The following is a 16682-nucleotide window of genomic DNA, read 5'->3' on the forward strand; positions in this document are numbered from 1 at the left end:
TAGTATGGCGGTAGTCACGGCTGGATGCAAGGGGAAAAATGAATTCCCTTCATTTCCTGCCCTTAGGAGGCACCTATCGCTTCGGCCGCGCCCTGACATGCATGCGCTCGCCCTGCTGCCCAAAAAGGGTAAGGAGCTCCACGGGTTCCTTAGTGGCACTGGCGAACCAGTGCGGCGTCCGCGTATCAAACTCCGCCGCCTCACCTGCTTTGAGAATGAAGTCGTTCTCACCCAGGACAAGCCGAAGTTTGCCGTTGAGGATGTACATCCAGTCGTAGCCCTCATGCGATTGAGGATCGGGAACTTCCTTCGCAGTGCCGCCCGGCAGGACCATCTTGAACGCCTGAATGCCCCCGGCCCGTCGCGTCAGCGGCACGGCTGTGCCCCACTCGTGCACGTGCGGCTTGAGGTGAATCCGCGGATCACCGGTTTCCGGGGCGTCGATGAGTTCTTCGAGGGGGATTTGGTGAAGCCGTGCAATGGGCAGGAGTAGTTCGAGCGTGGGCTTCCGTTGCCCCGACTCCAACCTGGAGAGCGTGCTGACTGAAATGCCCGTGGCTGCCGAGGCCTCCGCCAGGGTCACATTGCGTTGGGTCCGTAGCGCTCGCAGGCGAGGGCCGACGGCGTCGAGCATTTTGCTGAAATCCGGCGTCATGGCTCCAGTTTGCCATAGTGGCAAAATTTGTTGCTGCTTTCGGTGTCTCCGGTTGAGCATTGAATCAGGCCATTGTGAGGCCCGCTTTGCGCCCGAAAACCCGGGAATAACACGCAGAGCAGGGCTCGCAACACAGCGAACAGGAGGCAAAAATGGAACAACAGTACGACGTCGTCATTGTGGGAGGTGGCGCAGCTGGGTTAAGTGCCGCCGTCACGCTGGGTAGGGCGTTGCGGTCCGTGCTGGTCATCGACGCAGGGGAGCCACGGAACGCCCCTGCCGCTGGCGTGCACGGCTTCCTTTCCCGGGACGGGCTCAGCCCCAAGGAACTCCTGGCACTCGGTCGGGCTCAAGTTTTGCACTACGGCGGCCACATCGTTTCGGGCGTGGCTGTGGCGGCGCGTTCGACGCCGGATCCCGCCAACGTTTCCGAGCCCGCCTTTGAGGTGGACCTGGCTGATGGTCGGACTGTCGGGGCGCGTCGGATACTGGTGGCCACGGGCCTGACCGACATCCTTCCCGACGTGCAGGGCCTCCGGGAGCGCTGGGGCAGGGACGTCCTGCACTGCCCGTACTGCCATGGTTGGGAAGTGCGGAACACAGCAATCGGCATCCTTGGTTCCACACCGATGGCCCTGCACCAGACTCTGTTGTTCCGGCAGTGGAGCCCCAATATCACGCTGTTCCTGAACGACATCGTTGAACCGACTGAAGAGCAGTGGGAACAATTGGCGGCCCGATCCATCAGGGTGGTCGAAGGCAAGGTTCAGTCATTGGACGTCACTGACGATGCCCTGAGCGGCGTCGTCCTGGAATCCGGCTCGGTGATACCAGTTGAGGCGGTGGTGGCTGGTCCGCGGATGGAAGCGCGTTCCAGGGTGCTCGAATCACTCGGCATTGAGCCGGTGGAACACCCCCAGGGAGTCGGACTTCATTTTGAAGCGGCTGCGCCTGGAGGAGCCACGTCAGTGCCGGGCGTTTGGGTCGCCGGCAACGTTACGGACCTCACTGGGCAGGTAGTGGCTGCTGCGGCAGCAGGAAACATGTCCGGTGCAGTCATCAACGCGGATCTCATGATGGCTGAAACCCGGCTGGCGGTAGCGACGGCGGCCACCCGCACTGAAGGCCTTGTTTCACCGTGAGTTGCAATAATTAGCAGTCGACTTACGGTCCATGTGCGAGGACGATTAAAGAACAGCCACTAAGGAGGTTGGGTATGTGCTACTCGTACTATGAGGGCTATGAGAGGCGCTCGAAGAAGGACTCCGTGCGCACGCCCGAGATGCACAAGCCTGAGACGAGCAAGGATCAGGCACCTGAGGCCCCTGCTGAGAAGAGCCCGCAGACAGAAGGAACGTTGTGGACTTTCCTGGCCCGTCGTCGCAGGGAATTTGAGGTTTCAGAACCGAAGATCGACCGCATCCGCGAAAAGGTCTAGGCATCGGTCTGGGCTAAGAACCCCATACAACGGACAATTCACCACCGCTCGCGGCGGTGAATTGTCCGTTAAGCGGGGTTTCCTGCTGCCTGCTTCGGGACGTCCAGGAATTCGAGGGCGGCGGTAACCAGTGCTTCCGTGCCAAGGGTCAGTGTTGGCTGGATGATCGGGGCAAAGAAGGGCGAATGGTTCGATGGAACGTCCTCCGGCAGGCGACCCGTCGTCGCCCAATCTTGAAAGTGGGTGGCCCCGATCCCGCCCAAGAACCAAAAAACCAAGGGCGCGCCGGCCGCCGTCGCGAGTTGCCCTACGTCTTCACTGCCTGAGACGGGGCCCGGGTCTATGATCCTTGCCGCCCCAAACCTATCGGAGAATGCTGAAGACACCCTTCCCGCGGCCGATTCATCATTGACGGTTAACGGGAAGCGCTCCTCATAGTGGAAGTCGGGTTCCTTGAGGGAGCCTGAGGCGGCAGCCTCACTTCGAACGATGCGCTCGATCGAGTTCAGGACTTTCTCCCGGGTGGGCTCGCTGAAGGATCGGATGCTGAGGCCAAGGGTTGCGGTCTCGGGAATGATGTTGTTCTTGGTTCCCGAATGGATTTGCCCAACCGTAACTACTGCGGAATCGCTGGCGGCGAGTTCGCGGGACACCACTCCCTGCAGGCGCATGATGGTTGCCGCGGCCATGAGCACTGGATCAATGGTGGTTTCGGGCCGGGAGCCGTGGCCGCCGCGCCCATGCAAAGTCACGTTGAGGGAATCCGCTGACGCCATGGCCACACCGGGACGGATGCCGAACCATCCGGCAGGAAAGGGCGCCACGTGCTGGCCGAGGACCACGTCCGGCTTGGGGACCAGGTCAAAGAGCCCATCCGCGACCATTGCCTGGGCACCGCCACCCCATTCTTCGGCTGGCTGGAAGACGGCGATCAGGGTGCCCTGCCACTCCTGCCGCTTTGCGGCCAACTCTTCCACTGCTCCGAGCAGGCAGGTGACATGTACGTCGTGCCCGCACGCATGCATGACCGGCACCTCACGGCCTTCATGATCGACGCCGACTGCCGTACTTGCGTAGTCCAATCCGGTGGCTTCTTTGACGGGCAACGCGTCCATATCGGCACGAAGCATGACCACAGGTCCGGGGCCATTGTCCAGGACTCCTGCAACCCCGGTTTTCCCCACGCTTCGGTGAACCAACAATCCCAAGTCCTCAAGGTGTCCGCTGATGATCCCGGCGGTTCTGACCTCTTGGAAGGAAAGCTCCGGGTTGGCGTGGAGGTCACGGTAGAGGGCTTCAAGGTCCATGCTCATGGGAATTTTCCTTAACAGGTAGACGCCGCAGGGTCTGGCCAGTGTACCGAGGTCACCAGAGGGCAAACTTGATGCATGGAATCTTCACAAGAGTTCACAACCCAACGCTCGACGGTCGAGGATTGGACCAAGGCTCTGGCGGAGTCCACTGGATCACCTGGTGGAGGCGCAGGGACCGGCGTGATGCTCGCTATTGCAGCATCCCTGACGTCAATGGTTGCCGGCTATACGGAGGCCCCCGATGATCGGCTGGCCGAGCTGCACGCCCGTGCCCGATCCCTCCGCGAGACCGCCCTTAAGTTGGCCGACGACGATGCGGCGGCGTCGAAGGCTTTCGGCGCGGCCTTCCGGCTTGATCCGGGCGCGGAGCGCGAGGATGCAATCCACCGTGCATCCGTCGATGCAGCCAAGGCGTCCGCGGTCCTTGGAGACCATGCCATCGACGCGATTGAGGACCTGGGATGGCTGGCTGCCAACGGGAATCCGGCGCTCATTGCTGACGTGGTGGTTGGCTTCGGAGCCCTCAGGGCGGCCATCGCAGGAGCCCGCACCAACGTGAGCTTTGATCTCGGATCGCTCAGATCCGCAGGCGCATCACTGGACGAGATCAAGGAACAGCATCCTGAATTGTGGGCAACGGTAGGGCGGCTCAGCGATGCCCTGGACCGGATCGACCAGCTGGTGGCGGACGTAGATGCCAAGGCTGCACCTACGGACGGCCACTGATTCCCGCGGTGCTTACTGCGCCTTGGGAACCCGGCGGAGCACGACGGCGGCAAGCACTGCCGCGCCAGCCATCAATACCAGCCCAATCGCCGCAGTGATGTGGACGCCGGATTCGAACGCTACCCGGGCGGCGGCTGTCAGGGCATCCGATAGCGGAGCGGGTAGCGCCGCAGCAGCATCCACTGCGCCCGCCAGGGTTTCTCCCGATTTACCGGCTGCCTGCGTGGACAACCCCTCCGGGATGACGAGGTTGTGCTGGTAGGACGCAGTGAGGATAGAGCCCAGCACGGCCGTTCCCAGGAGCGAACCCAGCTCGTAGCCGGTTTCGGAGATCGCGGACGCCGCTCCGGATTTGTCGGCCGGCATCGAGCCGAGGATGAGGTCGTTGGAAATGGTTTCCGCTGCGCCTACGCCAACGGCGAGGACAGTCAAAGCTGACAACAGGAACACAGGTCCACTGCCGTGGTCACCTACAGCGACCACCAAATAGCCCGCCGCGCTGAGGGTAAGTCCGCCGGCGACCACGAATCCTGGCCGGACGCGCTTTACCAGCGGGACCACTACCAGGCCGGCGATGACCGTTGCCAGGAGCGCCGGAATCATTGCGATGCCTGCTTCCATGGGGGACTGGCCCTCAACAAGTTGCAGGTGCTGGGCGAAGAAGTAGATGAAGCCCGTCATGGAAAACAAGGACAGGACGTTGGCCACTATCGCTGTGCTGAACACCTTGTTCTTGAACAAAGAGACGTCCAGCATGGGGCTCTGGATCCGCCGCTGGCGACGGACAAACAGAATTCCCATCACCAGGCCGAAGACCATGAAGGCCGCTGCCGACGCCCCGAATCCGTGAACAGCGAATTCCTTGATGCCGTACACGAACGGAGCCATGGTGATCACGGACAGCGCGATGCTGGGCACGTCCACACGGCCAGGGTTGGCGTCCTTGGATTCGGGAATGAGGACCCTGCCGAAGGCGAGGAGGGGCAGGAGGAGGAAGGCCGCCACGAGGAAGACGGCACCCCACCAGAAGTGTTCCACCAGCCAGCCGCCAAAGATCGGGCCAAGGGCTGCGCCACCCGAGAATCCGGCAGCCCAGACGGCAATTGCGAGCCGCCGACGGTTCGGATCAGCAAAGATGTTCCGGATCAAGGACAGCGTTGAAGGCATCAACATGGCGCCGAATACGCCCAGTGCGGCGCGGCCCGCAATCAGCCATTCCGCGGAAGGCGCGAATGCTGTAGCAGCCGAAACCGCGGCGAAGCCCGTGCTGCCGATCAGCAGCAGCCGCCGTCGTCCGATCCTGTCGCCGAGGTTGCCCATGGAAACCAGCAGCGCCGCCAACACGAGCGGGTAGGCGTCAATGACCCATAGGAGCTGCACGCCACCCACATCCAAGGAGCGGGCAATTGCCGGCAGGGCGAACGTGAGCGCGGTGTTATCGACGGCCACCAGCAGCACCGGGAACATCAGGAGTGCCAGGGCCGTCCAATCGCGCCACGGTGCTGCCTGACCAGTCAAGGTACGAGTGGAGCGGGGCGCTTGGGTTGAGGACGGCGTGAACATAAAGTTTACTGTACCGTCTAGACGGTACAGTTTCAAATTCAGCACCGCCAACCCCGTAGGGAATGATGTAGTCATGCCACGAAAGCCAGTTGCCAGGGATGCAGTCCTTGATGCCTACGAAGCCCTCCTTATCGAAGTGGGGGAGCGGGCTGCCACGCTTGACGCAGTCGCCAAGCGGGCAGGGGTCTCCAAGGGCGGACTGCTTTACCACTTCCCCAACAAGGAATCGCTGATCAGCGCTCTGTTGGAGCGCTTGGATGAGTTGGCCCAGGCAGACATCGAAAAAATGAAGACGGCACCAGATGGCAGCGCTGCTTACTTCATTCGGACCTCACTGTGGGCCGGAACTCCCATGGATCGGGCATTCGTTGCTGCCACGAGACTGGCCGAAGTTGCCCATGAGGAGACCCGCCACAGGTTTGCCGGAATCCAGCAGCAGTGGTTGGACGTCCTGGCCGAGGATGTTGGTCCGGAGGTTGCCAAGGCCGTCAGTTACATGGGCGACGGCCTGTATTTCAACGCCATGTTCGAGGGTGGCCGGGAAGGCGGCAAGGCCGGGCGGGAGGCCGACGTCGAGATCCTGCTGGGCGTCCTGGACCGGCTCCGCAAGTAGCGGGTCATCCATTTGCGGCGACGCCCGCGACGTAGGACAATTGAGCCTTGTGGTGCGCCTTTACTGGGGCACGCAAACAATTGAATATGCCTTTGATCTGCGGCGGGAGAGTCCTGCAAGCAAGTGATGCGGGCGCCGTAGGAGCAAACCCTCCCCAGGAATCTCTCAGGCCCACGCACCGCCGCGGCGAGGCAACTCTGGAAAGTAGCAGGCCTTTTGCCGCGTCCTTTGGCGCGGACGAAATGCTGTGCTCACCGACGGTGCAAGCGATCGTTGTGCAAGCAACACGCGGAAACTCTCAGGTCCAATACAGAGTGGGGAGGAACCCAGCCACTGTGGCGTACCCAAACGCCGCCCAAGTAATGGAGTTCCTTCGTGACGGTTAGTTCAGCCTCCACCACCTTCGTCGATCGGCATATTGGCGCCCGCCGCCAGGCCGACATTGAAACCATGCTCAAGACGGTCGGCTACGACACCGTTGATTCGCTGGTTGATACGGCCGTCCCCAACGACATCCGCCAGGACGTTGCCCTCACCCTTGAAAACGCGCTCAGCGAAGTCGAGGTGCTGGCTGAGCTGCGCAAGCTTGCGTCCAAGAACAAAACTGCCGTCCAGATGATCGGCCAGGGCTACTACGACACCGTCACGCCGCCGGTTATCCGCAGGAACATCCTCGAATCCCCGGCCTGGTACACGGCATACACGCCGTACCAGCCGGAAATCTCGCAGGGCCGCCTCGAAGCCCTGCTGAACTTCCAGACGATGGTCCAGGACCTCGTGGGCCTGCCGATCGCCAACGCCTCCCTGCTGGACGAAGCAACCGCCGTGGCAGAGGCCGTGCTCATGATGCGCCGTGCCAACAAAAACAAGGCAGCCCATGATGGGAAGACCGTCCTCGACGCCGACTGCCTTCCTCAGACCATTGCCATCGTCAAGGGCCGCGCTGAGGCCCTCGGCTTCGAGGTTGAGGTTGCTGACCTTTCGCTCGGTCTCCCGGAGGGCGTCATCAACGGCGTCGTCCTGCAGCAGCCCGGCGTTTCGGGCCGCGTGTTTGATCACTCCGCCGTCATCGCTGAGGCCAAGGAACGCGGTGCACTGGTCACGGTCGCAGCAGACTTGCTCTCCCTGACGCTCATCACCCCTCCGGGCGAGCAAGGTGCGGACATCGCCGTCGGTTCCGCCCAGCGCCTCGGCGTTCCGCTGTTCTTCGGCGGCCCGCACGCCGCGTACATGGCCGTCCAGAAGGGTCTCGAGCGTTCCATGCCCGGCCGTCTGGTGGGCGTTTCCAAGGACGACGCCGGTGTCCCCGCCTACCGCTTGGCGCTGCAGACCCGCGAGCAGCACATCCGCCGCGAGAAGGCCACGTCCAACATTTGTACCGCGCAGGCGTTGCTGGCCATCGTCGCGTCCATGTACGCCGTCTACCACGGCCCGGAAGGCCTGAAGGCAATCGCCGAAACCGCCCACGGTCACGCCCGCACCCTTGCAGCGTCGCTGAAGGCTGCCGGCGTCGAGGTCCTTCACACTTCCTTCTTTGACACCATCACAGTCCGCATCCCCGGCAAAGCGGCTGAGATTGTGGCCGCCGCCGAGGCCAAGGGCATCAACCTGCGCGGCATTGACGTTGATCTGGTGGGCATCTCTGTTGATGAGACCACAACGACGGCGGTTGTCGCCGACGTCGCGGCGGTCTTCGGCGCTTCGGTGCTCGAATCAGCAGAAGATTTCGCGCTGGAATCTTCCGTGGAGCGCTCAAGCGACTTCATGCAGCACCCCGTATTCAACACGCACCGCTCCGAAACCCAGCTCCTGCGCTACATCCGCAAGCTCTCGGACCGTGACCTTGCACTGGATCGCACCATGATTCCGTTGGGTTCCTGCACCATGAAGCTCAACGCAACCGCCGAGATGGAAGCCATTTCGTGGCCGGAGTTCGCCTCGATCCACCCGTTCGCTCCGGATTCCCAGACAGAGGGCTGGCGCGAGCTGATCACCGATCTTGAGTCCCAGCTAACTGAGATCACCGGCTACGATCAGGTCTCCATCCAGCCCAACGCCGGTTCGCAGGGTGAGCTCGCCGGCCTGCTCGCGATCCGTGGTTACCACCTGTCCCGTGGCGACGAGCAGCGAAACGTCTGCCTGATCCCTGCATCTGCGCACGGCACCAACGCTGCTTCCGCAGTGCTCGCCGGCATGAAGGTTGTTGTCGTGGCCACCGCTCCTGACGGCACCATCGATCACGTTGACCTCAAGGCCAAGATCGAAGCCAACCGGGACGCTCTCTCGGCCATCATGATCACCTACCCGTCCACGCACGGTGTATACGACGCCGACGTCCGGGAAGTCTGCGACGCCATCCACGAAGCCGGCGGACAGGTCTACATTGACGGGGCAAACCTCAACGCCCTCGTTGGACTCGCGCAGCCGGGCAAATTCGGCGGCGACGTCTCGCACCTGAACCTGCACAAGACGTTCTGCATCCCGCACGGCGGTGGCGGACCGGGTGTTGGCCCGGTTGCGGCCAAGGCCCACCTGGCACCTTTCATGCCCGGTGACGCTGCTTCCTGGACCGAAGGCAACGACGTCCCGATCTCGGCCTCCCGTTTCGGTTCGGCCGGTGTGCTCCCAATTTCCTGGGCTTACGTGAAGCTCATGGGCGGCCAGGGGCTCACGGAAGCCACCAAGTCCGCGCTGCTGGCGGCGAACTACATCGCTTCCCGCCTCAACGAGCACTTCCCCGTGCTCTACACCGGGGAAGGCGGACTCGTCGCCCACGAATGCATCCTGGACCTCCGTGAACTGACTGCCCGCACAGGCGTTACAGCTGAGGACGTTGCGAAGCGCCTGATCGACTTCGGCTTCCACGCTCCCACCCTCGCGTTCCCTGTCGCCGGAACCCTCATGGTGGAGCCCACAGAGTCCGAGGACCTCGTGGAGATCGACCGCTTCATCGAAGCCATGATCACCATCCGTGCCGAAATCGAGCAGGTTGCCACAGGCGATTTCACTGTTGAGAACTCCCCGCTGCGCAAGGCACCCCACACGGCTGCCGCCGTCGTAAGTTCTGACTGGGACCGCGCATACCCGCGTGAGCAGGCCGCGTTCCCCGTCCACCACCTCAAGCAGGACAAGTACTTCCCGCCCGTTGGCCGCATCGACGGCGCAGCAGGAGACCGCAACCTGGTCTGCTCTTGCCCGCCGATCGAAGACTTCGAAAACTAAAGGACGCCCTGCAAATGAACGAGAACTACACCGCTCTCTACGAAGAGCACAAGAAACTGGGCGCGTCCTTCACCGACTTCGGTGGCTGGCAGATGCCCCTTAAGTATTCGTCCGAGTTGGCCGAGCACCACGCAGTCCGCAAGTCCGCTGGCTTGTTCGACCTCTCGCACATGGGCGAAGTCTGGGTCACCGGACCTGACGCTGCAAAGTTCCTGGACTATGCGCTGGTAGGCAAGATTTCCGCCATGGCCGAAGGCAAAGCCAAGTACTCGCTGATCTGCCAGGAAGACGGCGGCATCATCGACGACCTCATCACCTACCGTCGCCCCTCTCCCGAAGAAGGCCAGGACAAGTTCCTGGTGGTCCCCAACGCGGGCAACGCTGCGGTTGTGGCGGCGGCACTGCTGGAGCGCGCGGCTGGTTTTGACGTGGTTGTGGAGGACGCCTCTTCCGAGACGTCGCTCATCGCCGTCCAGGGTCCGCGCGCGGAAGCAATTCTCCTGCGCCTTGTGCCCGCAGAGCAGCACGCCCTGGTCACCGAACTGAAGTACTACGCCGCTGTTGAGGTGCCGTTCACGTTCGACGGCGGCACTCAGGACCTGCTGCTCGCCCGCACCGGCTACACCGGTGAAGACGGCTTCGAGATCTTTGTGTCCAACGACTCCGCTGCTAACCTCTGGCAGGCCATCACCGACGCCGCTGAAGAAGGCGAGCTCGTCCCCGCAGGCCTGGCTTCCCGCGACTCCCTGCGCCTGGAAGCCGGCATGCCGCTCTATGGCAACGAACTGTCCCGCGAAGGCAACCCCTTCGCGGCAGGGCTCGGTCCCGTCGTCGCACTTTCCAAGGAAGGCGACTTCGTCGGCAAAGACGCACTCGCTGCCCTCAAGGCTGACGGCGCCGGCTCCACCAGCGGCCGCAAGCTCGTGGGCCTCAAGGGCCTGGGCCGTCGCGCTGGTCGAGGCCACTACCCGGTCCTCAAAGACGGCGCAGTGGTAGGCGAAGTCACGTCCGGCCAGCCCAGCCCGACGCTTGGTTACCCGGTAGCGCTGGCCTACGTCGACGTCGAGCATGCCGAAATTGGAACTGCGTTGGACATCGACCTGCGGGGTAAGAGCGAGCCGTTCGAAGTGGTCGCATTGCCGTTCTACAAGCGCCAGAAGTAAGCGGGGGTTGTCCCGACGGGTCGCCTTTTGGCCCGTCGGGGCCGGCGACCTCTGCATGCTCGGTCGCATGGGCGCCCGCTGAGCGGACGCGATGCTCTCTTAGACGCATGCTGCCGGTCACCGGACCCGAAGGGGCTGCGCACATCACCAGGACGCGCGGCCACTCTGGCGCCCCTCGAACCGCTGAATGCTGAGGGAGTGGCAACCTGCCGAAGGTGATCCGGTTGGATCACCTTGCCCACGGGACTTGGGTCCGTTCGACTTGGCGGCACGCCGCAAGGCTGGTTCCGCGCTGTGGTTCGGATCCAAGTATGTTATGGGTTCTCGCCAGGGATGGCGGGCCGACGGCGGGGGAGCGGGTTCCGGGAGCGGGCGTCCAAGGGAGCGGCACGTCCGCCCAGCGGGCGTCCTCGCGACCGAGCCCGCGGAGGAACCCGGTTCCACGCCCCCAACCCAGCCAAGGCTGCCGCACACGCAGCACAAAGATTTTGCCAACCAAAGAATAGGAAAACAGAATGCCCAAAGTAGCGCCCGAACTTCAGTACTCCGACGAGCACGAGTGGGTTTCCCGCGGGGAGGGGAACCTGGTATCCGTCGGGATTTCCGAGGTTGCCACCGACGCGCTGGGTGACATCGTGTACGTTGACCTGCCCGAGGTTGGCTCCGCCGTGACTGCTGGCGAGACCTGTGGCGAGGTTGAGTCCACAAAGAGCGTTTCGGACCTGTACTCGCCGGTCACTGGTGAGGTCACCGAGATCAACGACGCCGTCGTGGGCGATCCCGCCCTGATCAACAACGACCCCTATGGTGCTGGTTGGTTGTTCAAGGTCGCCGCTGAGTCCGAGGGCCCGCTGCTCTCGGCCGAGGAGTACGCCTCCAAGAATGGCGGAGATCTGTCCTAAGGGTCACTTTTCGGCCCGTCGGGGCCGACGTCCTCCGCGTGCTCGGTCGCATATGCACCCGCTGAGCGGATGCGATGCTCCCTTGGACGCACGCTTCCGGACGCCGGTCCCAAAGGGGCCAGCGTTCAGGCGCCACCGTATCGTGGGGTTGGGATGCTCGCTTAGACGCCCGCTGCCGGACGCCGGTCCCATGGGGCCAGTTCCCCGGCGAGCGTTAGGTATTGCCAGTCCGTTTCGGGGGTTCGCTGCCGGAGATGCCGTGCGCACGGCATGTTTGGCAGCGGAGCCCCGAAATGGACGGTGGAGCCCGCGGAGGACGTTGGCTCGAAGCGACCATACAGCGCCCACTGTGGCGTAGCGTGGGATTGTAGGAACTAAATAATTCGCGACGCCGGGTTGCCGCCAAAAGGGGCCGCCCGGCGTCGTTGTTCGGTCGCTTCCGCCACGAGCGGGGGAGACCATCCGCCAGGACCATCTGGCGGACCGTTTCAAACTGTATTAAGGAATCCCGACCATGGCTGTTGGTGTTTTCGATTTGTTCACCGTGGGTATTGGCCCGTCGAGTTCCCATACTGTGGGGCCGATGCGGGCTGCCGCGGTGTTTGCCGGTGAGCTGCGTGAGTCCGGCCTGCTGGACCAGGTGGCCTCTTTGCGGGTTGATTTGTATGGCTCCTTGGCTGCGACTGGCCGTGGCCACGGGACCATGACGGCCACGCTGCTGGGCTTGGAGGGATATCACCCCGAGCTGATCCTGCCCGATGAGGTGGAGGAGCGGCTCGCGTCGATCGCTGAGACGGGTGTGCTGAATCTGGCGGGAGCCGGTGAAGCGGGTGCCGGGGTTCAGTTGCCGTATGCGGTGGAGGACATGATCCTGCATCCGTTGACGGTGTTGCCGCGGCATACGAATGGGATGAAGTTTGCCGTGGCTGATGGCGAGGGCAACATCCTGCGGGAGGCGACGTTTTTCTCGGTTGGTGGCGGGTTCATTGTCCGCGAGGGTGAGGAGGACGCGGCCCGGGCGGAGTTGGAGGAGACGAAGGCGGAGTTGCCGTTGCCGTTCCGGACGGCTGCTGAGTTGATGGGCCGCTGCTCCTCGAAGGGTCTGGGGATTTCCGACATCATGTTCATCAACGAGCGTGCGTCCCGGTCGGAGGAGGAGATCCGGGAGGGTTTGCTTCATATCTGGCATGTGATGGAGGCGTGTGTTGAGACGTCGTTGAAGCGTGAGGGTGTGTTGCCCGGGGGGTTGAAGGTCCGCCGTCGTGCTCCTGACTGGCTGGAGCGGTTGTTGAAGGAAGACAAGGACCGCAACGATCCGAAGTATTGGCAGGAGTGGGTGAACCTGATCGCCTTGGCTGTTAATGAGGAGAACGCCACGGGCGGGCGGGTGGTCACGGCGCCGACGAACGGCGCGGCGGGGATCATTCCGGCGGTGTTGTATTACGCGTTGAATTATGCCCCGGGCATGGATCAGGCCAGCCAAAAGGACAAGGACGATGTGGTGGTGAAGTTCCTGCTCGCCGCGGGTGCGGTGGGTGTGTTGTATAAGGAGCAGGCGTCCATTTCGGGGGCTGAGGTGGGCTGCCAGGGTGAGGTGGGCTCGGCGTCGTCGATGGCTGCTGCCGGGTTGGCTGAGGTGATGGGTGGTACGCCGGGTCAGGTGGAGAACGCGGCGGAGATCGCGATGGAACACAATCTGGGGTTGACGTGTGATCCGATCGGGGGGTTGGTGCAGATTCCGTGTATTGAGCGGAACGCGATTGCTGCGGCGAAGGCGATCAACGCGGCGAAGATGGCGTTGTGGGGTGATGGGACGCACCGGGTGTCGCTGGATGAGGTGATCGTGACCATGCGCGAGACCGGCAAGGACATGTCCTCCAAGTACAAGGAAACCGCGATGGGCGGCCTGGCCGTGAACGTCGTCGAATGCTGAGTCTGTTTACTGTCGGTCGCTAGTGCCATGCTGTATCCATGAGCGGGGGATACGACAGGGATTTTTTGCGGGCACGCCTTGAACTGCCCAGTCCGTCGGCAACGACGATTCTTTTGGACTACACGCACTTCTCCGTGCGCTTCCGGGTGGCTCGGAAGCTCGCGGCGATCGTGGGGGTCAACATCAGTGGTCGGGAGTTGAGCCCGCTGGCCCGCGAGGGAACCTGGCATTTCGATAGCAGGATCCCTAAGGAACAGCAGGCCGGCCCGGACGTCTACAAAAACAACGCGTTCGATCGTGGGCATTTGGTCCGTCGCCTGGATCCCGTGTGGGGCGATGCGGCCACGGCGAAAACGGCCAACCAGGAGACCTTCGTCTTTACGAATGCCGCACCGCAGGTGGACGACTTCAACCAAGGCAAGGAACTGTGGGTGGGGCTTGAGGACCACGTGCTGGGCCACGCCGATGCGTACGACGCCAAGCTCTCCGTGTTCACCGGGCCAGTACTTCTCGACGACGACCTCCCGTACAGGGGCGTACAGGTTCCGCGGAAGTTCTGGAAAATCGCCGTATGGACCAACGACGCCAAACTCGGCGCCGCCGGCTTTGTGCTGGACCAATCGCCCTTGCTGGGCAAAGTTGAACTGAAGAAGGCGATCGACCAGCGCCTCCTTGAAGGTGAGCCACCCCCGCTTGGGCCGTTCCGGACCTTCCAGGTTCCCATCGGACAGATCGCCGACCTGACCGGACTGAGCCTCAGCAGACTCGCCAACGCGGACCGCCTTGTGAAGGGCCAGCGGGAACTCGGCAAGGAACCGAAAGCCATCAAGCTGGAGAGCGCTGAGCAGATCCGGCTGTAAGGGGCGCCGCTGGACGGGGACATGGCTCCCCTTTAATACGTGTCGTGGCCATGAGCTTCGTGACGCCCAAAGATGACTATTTCTGATAATTCTCTAATGTTTCACCAGTGAATTCCGGATAAACTGCCTCGTTTGATGTTCCCTCGCAAGATAGCTATTTTTGGCTTCATAACAGTTCTAGTCGGAGCTGGTGGGGATGCCGGGAGGCAAAATGGCACGGTATCCACTGAGTCTGCTCGTGTTGGTAGTTGCATTGGCCGGATGCAGCGCCAATTCGCAGCCTGACGGAGTGGATGCCGCGTCCTTGCCTTCCGTCGACCGAGCAGCATATGCCGGCGTGCATGCAAAACTGGATCCGGCTACGGCGACCATTTCCTTACCCATGGATGCGTACGAAGCGACGCCCGACGAATCAATGGTCATAAGTGCGGCCAACATGTATGTCATCGAGGATTGCATGAAAAACGCCGGTGTGACCATGCCAGAGAAGCACGGTGATCTGACGGTTAAAGCCGACCAGTCGTATGGCGTTTGGGTTCCCGAACTTGCGGCGAAGTACGGATATGACAAGGCAATAATCCGTACCGTCCCAGGTATTTACGATTCCAGGACGAGGGAATCAGCGGACGCAAATGTCAAGAAGTACTTTGAATGCGATAACGCCACGACCTCGAATCAGATACCTCCATTCCGAAGCAGAATCGCCGGTGCGGACTCATTGCTAACAAACATTAGCAATGACTCAAATGCATTATCTGAGCGGGATCCTGACTGGAGGGAATCACGCGACGACTGGATTGCTTGCCTCAAAGATGCCGGAATTTCAATGCGACAGGACTCACCTGATGCGTGGGTGCCTTCGTACCCTTCGGACAAGCAAGGCGAAATCAGGACAGCTGTTCAAGACGCGAATTGCAAGCAGGAAACCAAGGTAATGCAACGCATCTCGGATATCCGGGCGCAGTATCAATCTGCCCTGATCGCCGCCAACCAAGCTGCCATGAACAGGCTCGCGGAGGATAAGACCGAGGCTTTGGCCAAAGCGAGGACGATTCTCCGGCAACATGGCAAGGGCGCCGCTTGATGCCGTTGCAGCAAGACGCAGTAGTTAAGGTCCCACGAGTTCCGCGACTCCGGCGGATCATTGGCTTCTTGGTCATAGTTGTGGCAGGAATGGCAGGTTCCTTCCTTGCCGGAAGCTACATAAAGTCACCCCAGTCTGCTGCCCTCGACTCCATCAACACTCCAATCAAGGTGACCGCCACAGTGGAGCGTAGGACTTTGGCGAGCACTTTGATCATCCCCGGGAGCATGACCCCGGGAACGTCGGTGGGCATCGCAGCATCAGTACCGCCAGGGACTGAACGCGCCGTCATAACGCGCATGCTGGTTGCTGTTGGCGACACGCTAAAGCCGGGGACAATCGTTGCGACTGTGTCCGGGCGCCCTCTCATTGTCATATCAACGTCCGTCCCGTTGTATCGGGACCTGAAAGATGGTGACAACGGTCAAGACGTTTCCGCCTTGCAGAATTGGCTTCAATCCATAGGGTATCGGCCCAACATGACCGGAATATTTGATAAGTCCACCCAAGAATCCGTGGCGGCTTTGTACCGTGACGTTGATCAGTCAGCCCCAAAATCCGACGACAAGAAGGCCATGGTCCGGTGGAGGGAGTTTGTTCAAATTCCTGGTGATGAGGGCTCTGTGACGAGCATTGCTGCTTCAGGAGCCGTGCTGACGGACGATCTTTTGGTGGCTACAGCGCAAACTGCCCCGGACGTGGCCGTGGGACGGGCGTCAATTACACAGGCTGAAGCTCTCACAGTTGGCCAGGCCGTTGCGCTCGAAGCCAGTGGGTACAGCGCCCAGGGCGTCATTCAGAGCATCGGGGTTTTCGACCAAGGCAATCCGGAAAAGGGGACGCTTCCAGGAATGGACATCATCGCATCTGTTCCGGACGATCCCAACAAACCAAAGCCGGGTCAGCCAGTCTCTGTCAGCGTGAAGGAGCCGGTCCAAGAGACCTTGGCAGTTCCCCTGACCGCCATCAAACAGGATGACATCGGGACGTATGTGACCGTGCCAAGTTCGAAAAAGGACGCTGGTGAGGATACTTCGGCGGAAAGAATCGACGTGACGGTGACAGGGCAGCGCGATGGCTGGGCTGCCTTGGCCGAGACTTCGAAGCTGGAGCCTGGAACCACGGTCGACGTATCGTGAACCTGCCTGCGCAAAGGCCCGGCAGGATTCCCCTGCTCCGGTTGGAAGGCATCGGGCGCTCCTATGCAGGA

At 61.9% G+C, this 16682-nt stretch carries 14 protein-coding genes and 1 riboswitch; of the genes, 11 read left to right on the forward strand and 3 right to left on the reverse strand.

Annotated features, from left to right (window positions below; translation table 11 throughout):
- Positions 1-73: 73 nt before the first annotated feature.
- A complete protein-coding gene (locus tag AC1DD5_RS08650) occupies positions 74-655 on the reverse strand; it encodes a helix-turn-helix domain-containing protein (protein ID WP_477518049.1) in 582 nt (193 codons plus the stop codon).
- A gap of 152 nt (positions 656-807) precedes the next feature.
- Here AC1DD5_RS08650 and AC1DD5_RS08655 point away from each other — a divergent pair, with 152 nt between their 5' ends.
- Both AC1DD5_RS08655 and AC1DD5_RS08660 read left to right on the forward strand, forming a co-directional pair.
- A complete protein-coding gene (locus AC1DD5_RS08655) occupies positions 808-1797 on the forward strand; it encodes an NAD(P)/FAD-dependent oxidoreductase (RefSeq protein WP_477518050.1) in 990 nt (329 codons plus the stop codon).
- Between the two features lie 74 nt (positions 1798-1871).
- Positions 1872-2093 carry a hypothetical protein gene (locus tag AC1DD5_RS08660; RefSeq protein WP_477516632.1) on the forward strand — a complete coding sequence of 74 codons (222 nt, stop codon included), beginning with the start codon at positions 1872-1874 and terminating at the stop codon, positions 2091-2093.
- Between the two features lie 68 nt (positions 2094-2161).
- Here AC1DD5_RS08660 and AC1DD5_RS08665 read toward each other — a convergent pair whose 3' ends face one another.
- A complete protein-coding gene (locus tag AC1DD5_RS08665; protein WP_477518051.1) occupies positions 2162-3406 on the reverse strand; it encodes an amidohydrolase in 1245 nt (414 codons plus the stop codon).
- Positions 3407-3481: 75 nt separating this feature from the next.
- Between AC1DD5_RS08665 and AC1DD5_RS08670 the strand changes: the two genes are divergently transcribed.
- Positions 3482-4132, forward strand: coding sequence for a cyclodeaminase/cyclohydrolase family protein (locus tag AC1DD5_RS08670; protein ID WP_477518052.1), 651 nt, complete (start codon positions 3482-3484; stop codon positions 4130-4132).
- 12 nt (positions 4133-4144) lie between these two features.
- Here the strand turns inward: AC1DD5_RS08670 and AC1DD5_RS08675 are convergent, their stop codons facing one another.
- Positions 4145-5695 carry an MFS transporter gene (locus AC1DD5_RS08675; RefSeq protein ID WP_477518053.1) on the reverse strand — a complete coding sequence of 517 codons (1551 nt, stop codon included), beginning with the start codon at positions 5693-5695 and terminating at the stop codon, positions 4145-4147.
- Between the two features lie 73 nt (positions 5696-5768).
- On the opposite strand from AC1DD5_RS08675, the gene AC1DD5_RS08680 reads away from it, so the two are divergent.
- From AC1DD5_RS08680 to AC1DD5_RS08715, 8 genes are all read left to right on the forward strand, one after another.
- Positions 5769-6308: a TetR/AcrR family transcriptional regulator gene (locus tag AC1DD5_RS08680; RefSeq protein ID WP_442006961.1), complete on the forward strand. Its 540-nt coding sequence runs from the start codon at positions 5769-5771 to the stop codon at positions 6306-6308.
- Between the two features lie 93 nt (positions 6309-6401).
- A riboswitch (glycine riboswitch) is annotated at positions 6402-6499 on the forward strand.
- 184 nt (positions 6500-6683) lie between these two features.
- A complete protein-coding gene (gcvP, locus tag AC1DD5_RS08685; protein WP_477518054.1) occupies positions 6684-9530 on the forward strand; it encodes an aminomethyl-transferring glycine dehydrogenase in 2847 nt (948 codons plus the stop codon).
- A gap of 14 nt (positions 9531-9544) precedes the next feature.
- Positions 9545-10693: a glycine cleavage system aminomethyltransferase GcvT gene (gcvT, locus tag AC1DD5_RS08690; protein WP_477521142.1), complete on the forward strand. Its 1149-nt coding sequence runs from the start codon at positions 9545-9547 to the stop codon at positions 10691-10693.
- Positions 10694-11208: 515 nt separating this feature from the next.
- Positions 11209-11595: a glycine cleavage system protein GcvH gene (gene gcvH / locus AC1DD5_RS08695; RefSeq protein WP_477518056.1), complete on the forward strand. Its 387-nt coding sequence runs from the start codon at positions 11209-11211 to the stop codon at positions 11593-11595.
- A 514-nt stretch (positions 11596-12109) separates the two neighbouring features.
- A complete protein-coding gene (locus AC1DD5_RS08700; protein WP_477521143.1) occupies positions 12110-13528 on the forward strand; it encodes an L-serine ammonia-lyase in 1419 nt (472 codons plus the stop codon).
- Positions 13529-13566: 38 nt separating this feature from the next.
- Complete coding sequence (locus AC1DD5_RS08705) at positions 13567-14388, forward strand: DNA/RNA non-specific endonuclease (RefSeq protein ID WP_477521144.1); 822 nt, start codon at positions 13567-13569, stop codon at positions 14386-14388.
- A gap of 211 nt (positions 14389-14599) precedes the next feature.
- Entirely contained in the window at positions 14600-15472 is an 873-nt protein-coding gene (locus tag AC1DD5_RS08710; protein ID WP_477518060.1) for a hypothetical protein, read from the forward strand.
- Positions 15472-16611 (forward strand): peptidoglycan-binding protein, encoded by a 1140-nt coding sequence (locus AC1DD5_RS08715; RefSeq protein ID WP_477518061.1) that lies wholly within the window; start codon positions 15472-15474, stop codon positions 16609-16611. Before AC1DD5_RS08710 ends, AC1DD5_RS08715 begins: the two co-directional genes overlap by 1 nt.
- Positions 16612-16682: the final 71 nt, after the last annotated feature.

The sequence above is a fragment of the Paenarthrobacter sp. 10L420 genome, assembly GCF_056395385.1.

What these genes read in the sequence shown, in the direction of transcription:
- AC1DD5_RS08660 (WP_477516632.1), top strand. Translation starts at nt 1,872, where the DNA reads ATGTGCTACTCGTACTATGAGGGCTATGAGAGGCGCTCGAAGAAGGAC.
- AC1DD5_RS08680 (WP_442006961.1), top strand. Translation starts at nt 5,769, where the DNA reads ATGCCACGAAAGCCAGTTGCCAGGGATGCAGTCCTTGATGCCTACGAA.
- AC1DD5_RS08665 (WP_477518051.1), bottom strand. Translation starts at nt 3,406, where the DNA reads ATGAGCATGGACCTTGAAGCCCTCTACCGTGACCTCCACGCCAACCCG.
- AC1DD5_RS08655 (WP_477518050.1), top strand. Translation starts at nt 808, where the DNA reads ATGGAACAACAGTACGACGTCGTCATTGTGGGAGGTGGCGCAGCTGGG.
- AC1DD5_RS08710 (WP_477518060.1), top strand. Translation starts at nt 14,600, where the DNA reads ATGGCACGGTATCCACTGAGTCTGCTCGTGTTGGTAGTTGCATTGGCC.
- AC1DD5_RS08650 (WP_477518049.1), bottom strand. Translation starts at nt 655, where the DNA reads ATGACGCCGGATTTCAGCAAAATGCTCGACGCCGTCGGCCCTCGCCTG.
- AC1DD5_RS08715 (WP_477518061.1), top strand. Translation starts at nt 15,472, where the DNA reads ATGCCGTTGCAGCAAGACGCAGTAGTTAAGGTCCCACGAGTTCCGCGA.
- AC1DD5_RS08700 (WP_477521143.1), top strand. Translation starts at nt 12,110, where the DNA reads ATGGCTGTTGGTGTTTTCGATTTGTTCACCGTGGGTATTGGCCCGTCG.
- gcvH (WP_477518056.1), top strand. Translation starts at nt 11,209, where the DNA reads ATGCCCAAAGTAGCGCCCGAACTTCAGTACTCCGACGAGCACGAGTGG.
- AC1DD5_RS08675 (WP_477518053.1), bottom strand. Translation starts at nt 5,695, where the DNA reads ATGTTCACGCCGTCCTCAACCCAAGCGCCCCGCTCCACTCGTACCTTG.
- AC1DD5_RS08705 (WP_477521144.1), top strand. Translation starts at nt 13,567, where the DNA reads ATGAGCGGGGGATACGACAGGGATTTTTTGCGGGCACGCCTTGAACTG.
- gcvT (WP_477521142.1), top strand. Translation starts at nt 9,545, where the DNA reads ATGAACGAGAACTACACCGCTCTCTACGAAGAGCACAAGAAACTGGGC.
- AC1DD5_RS08670 (WP_477518052.1), top strand. Translation starts at nt 3,482, where the DNA reads ATGGAATCTTCACAAGAGTTCACAACCCAACGCTCGACGGTCGAGGAT.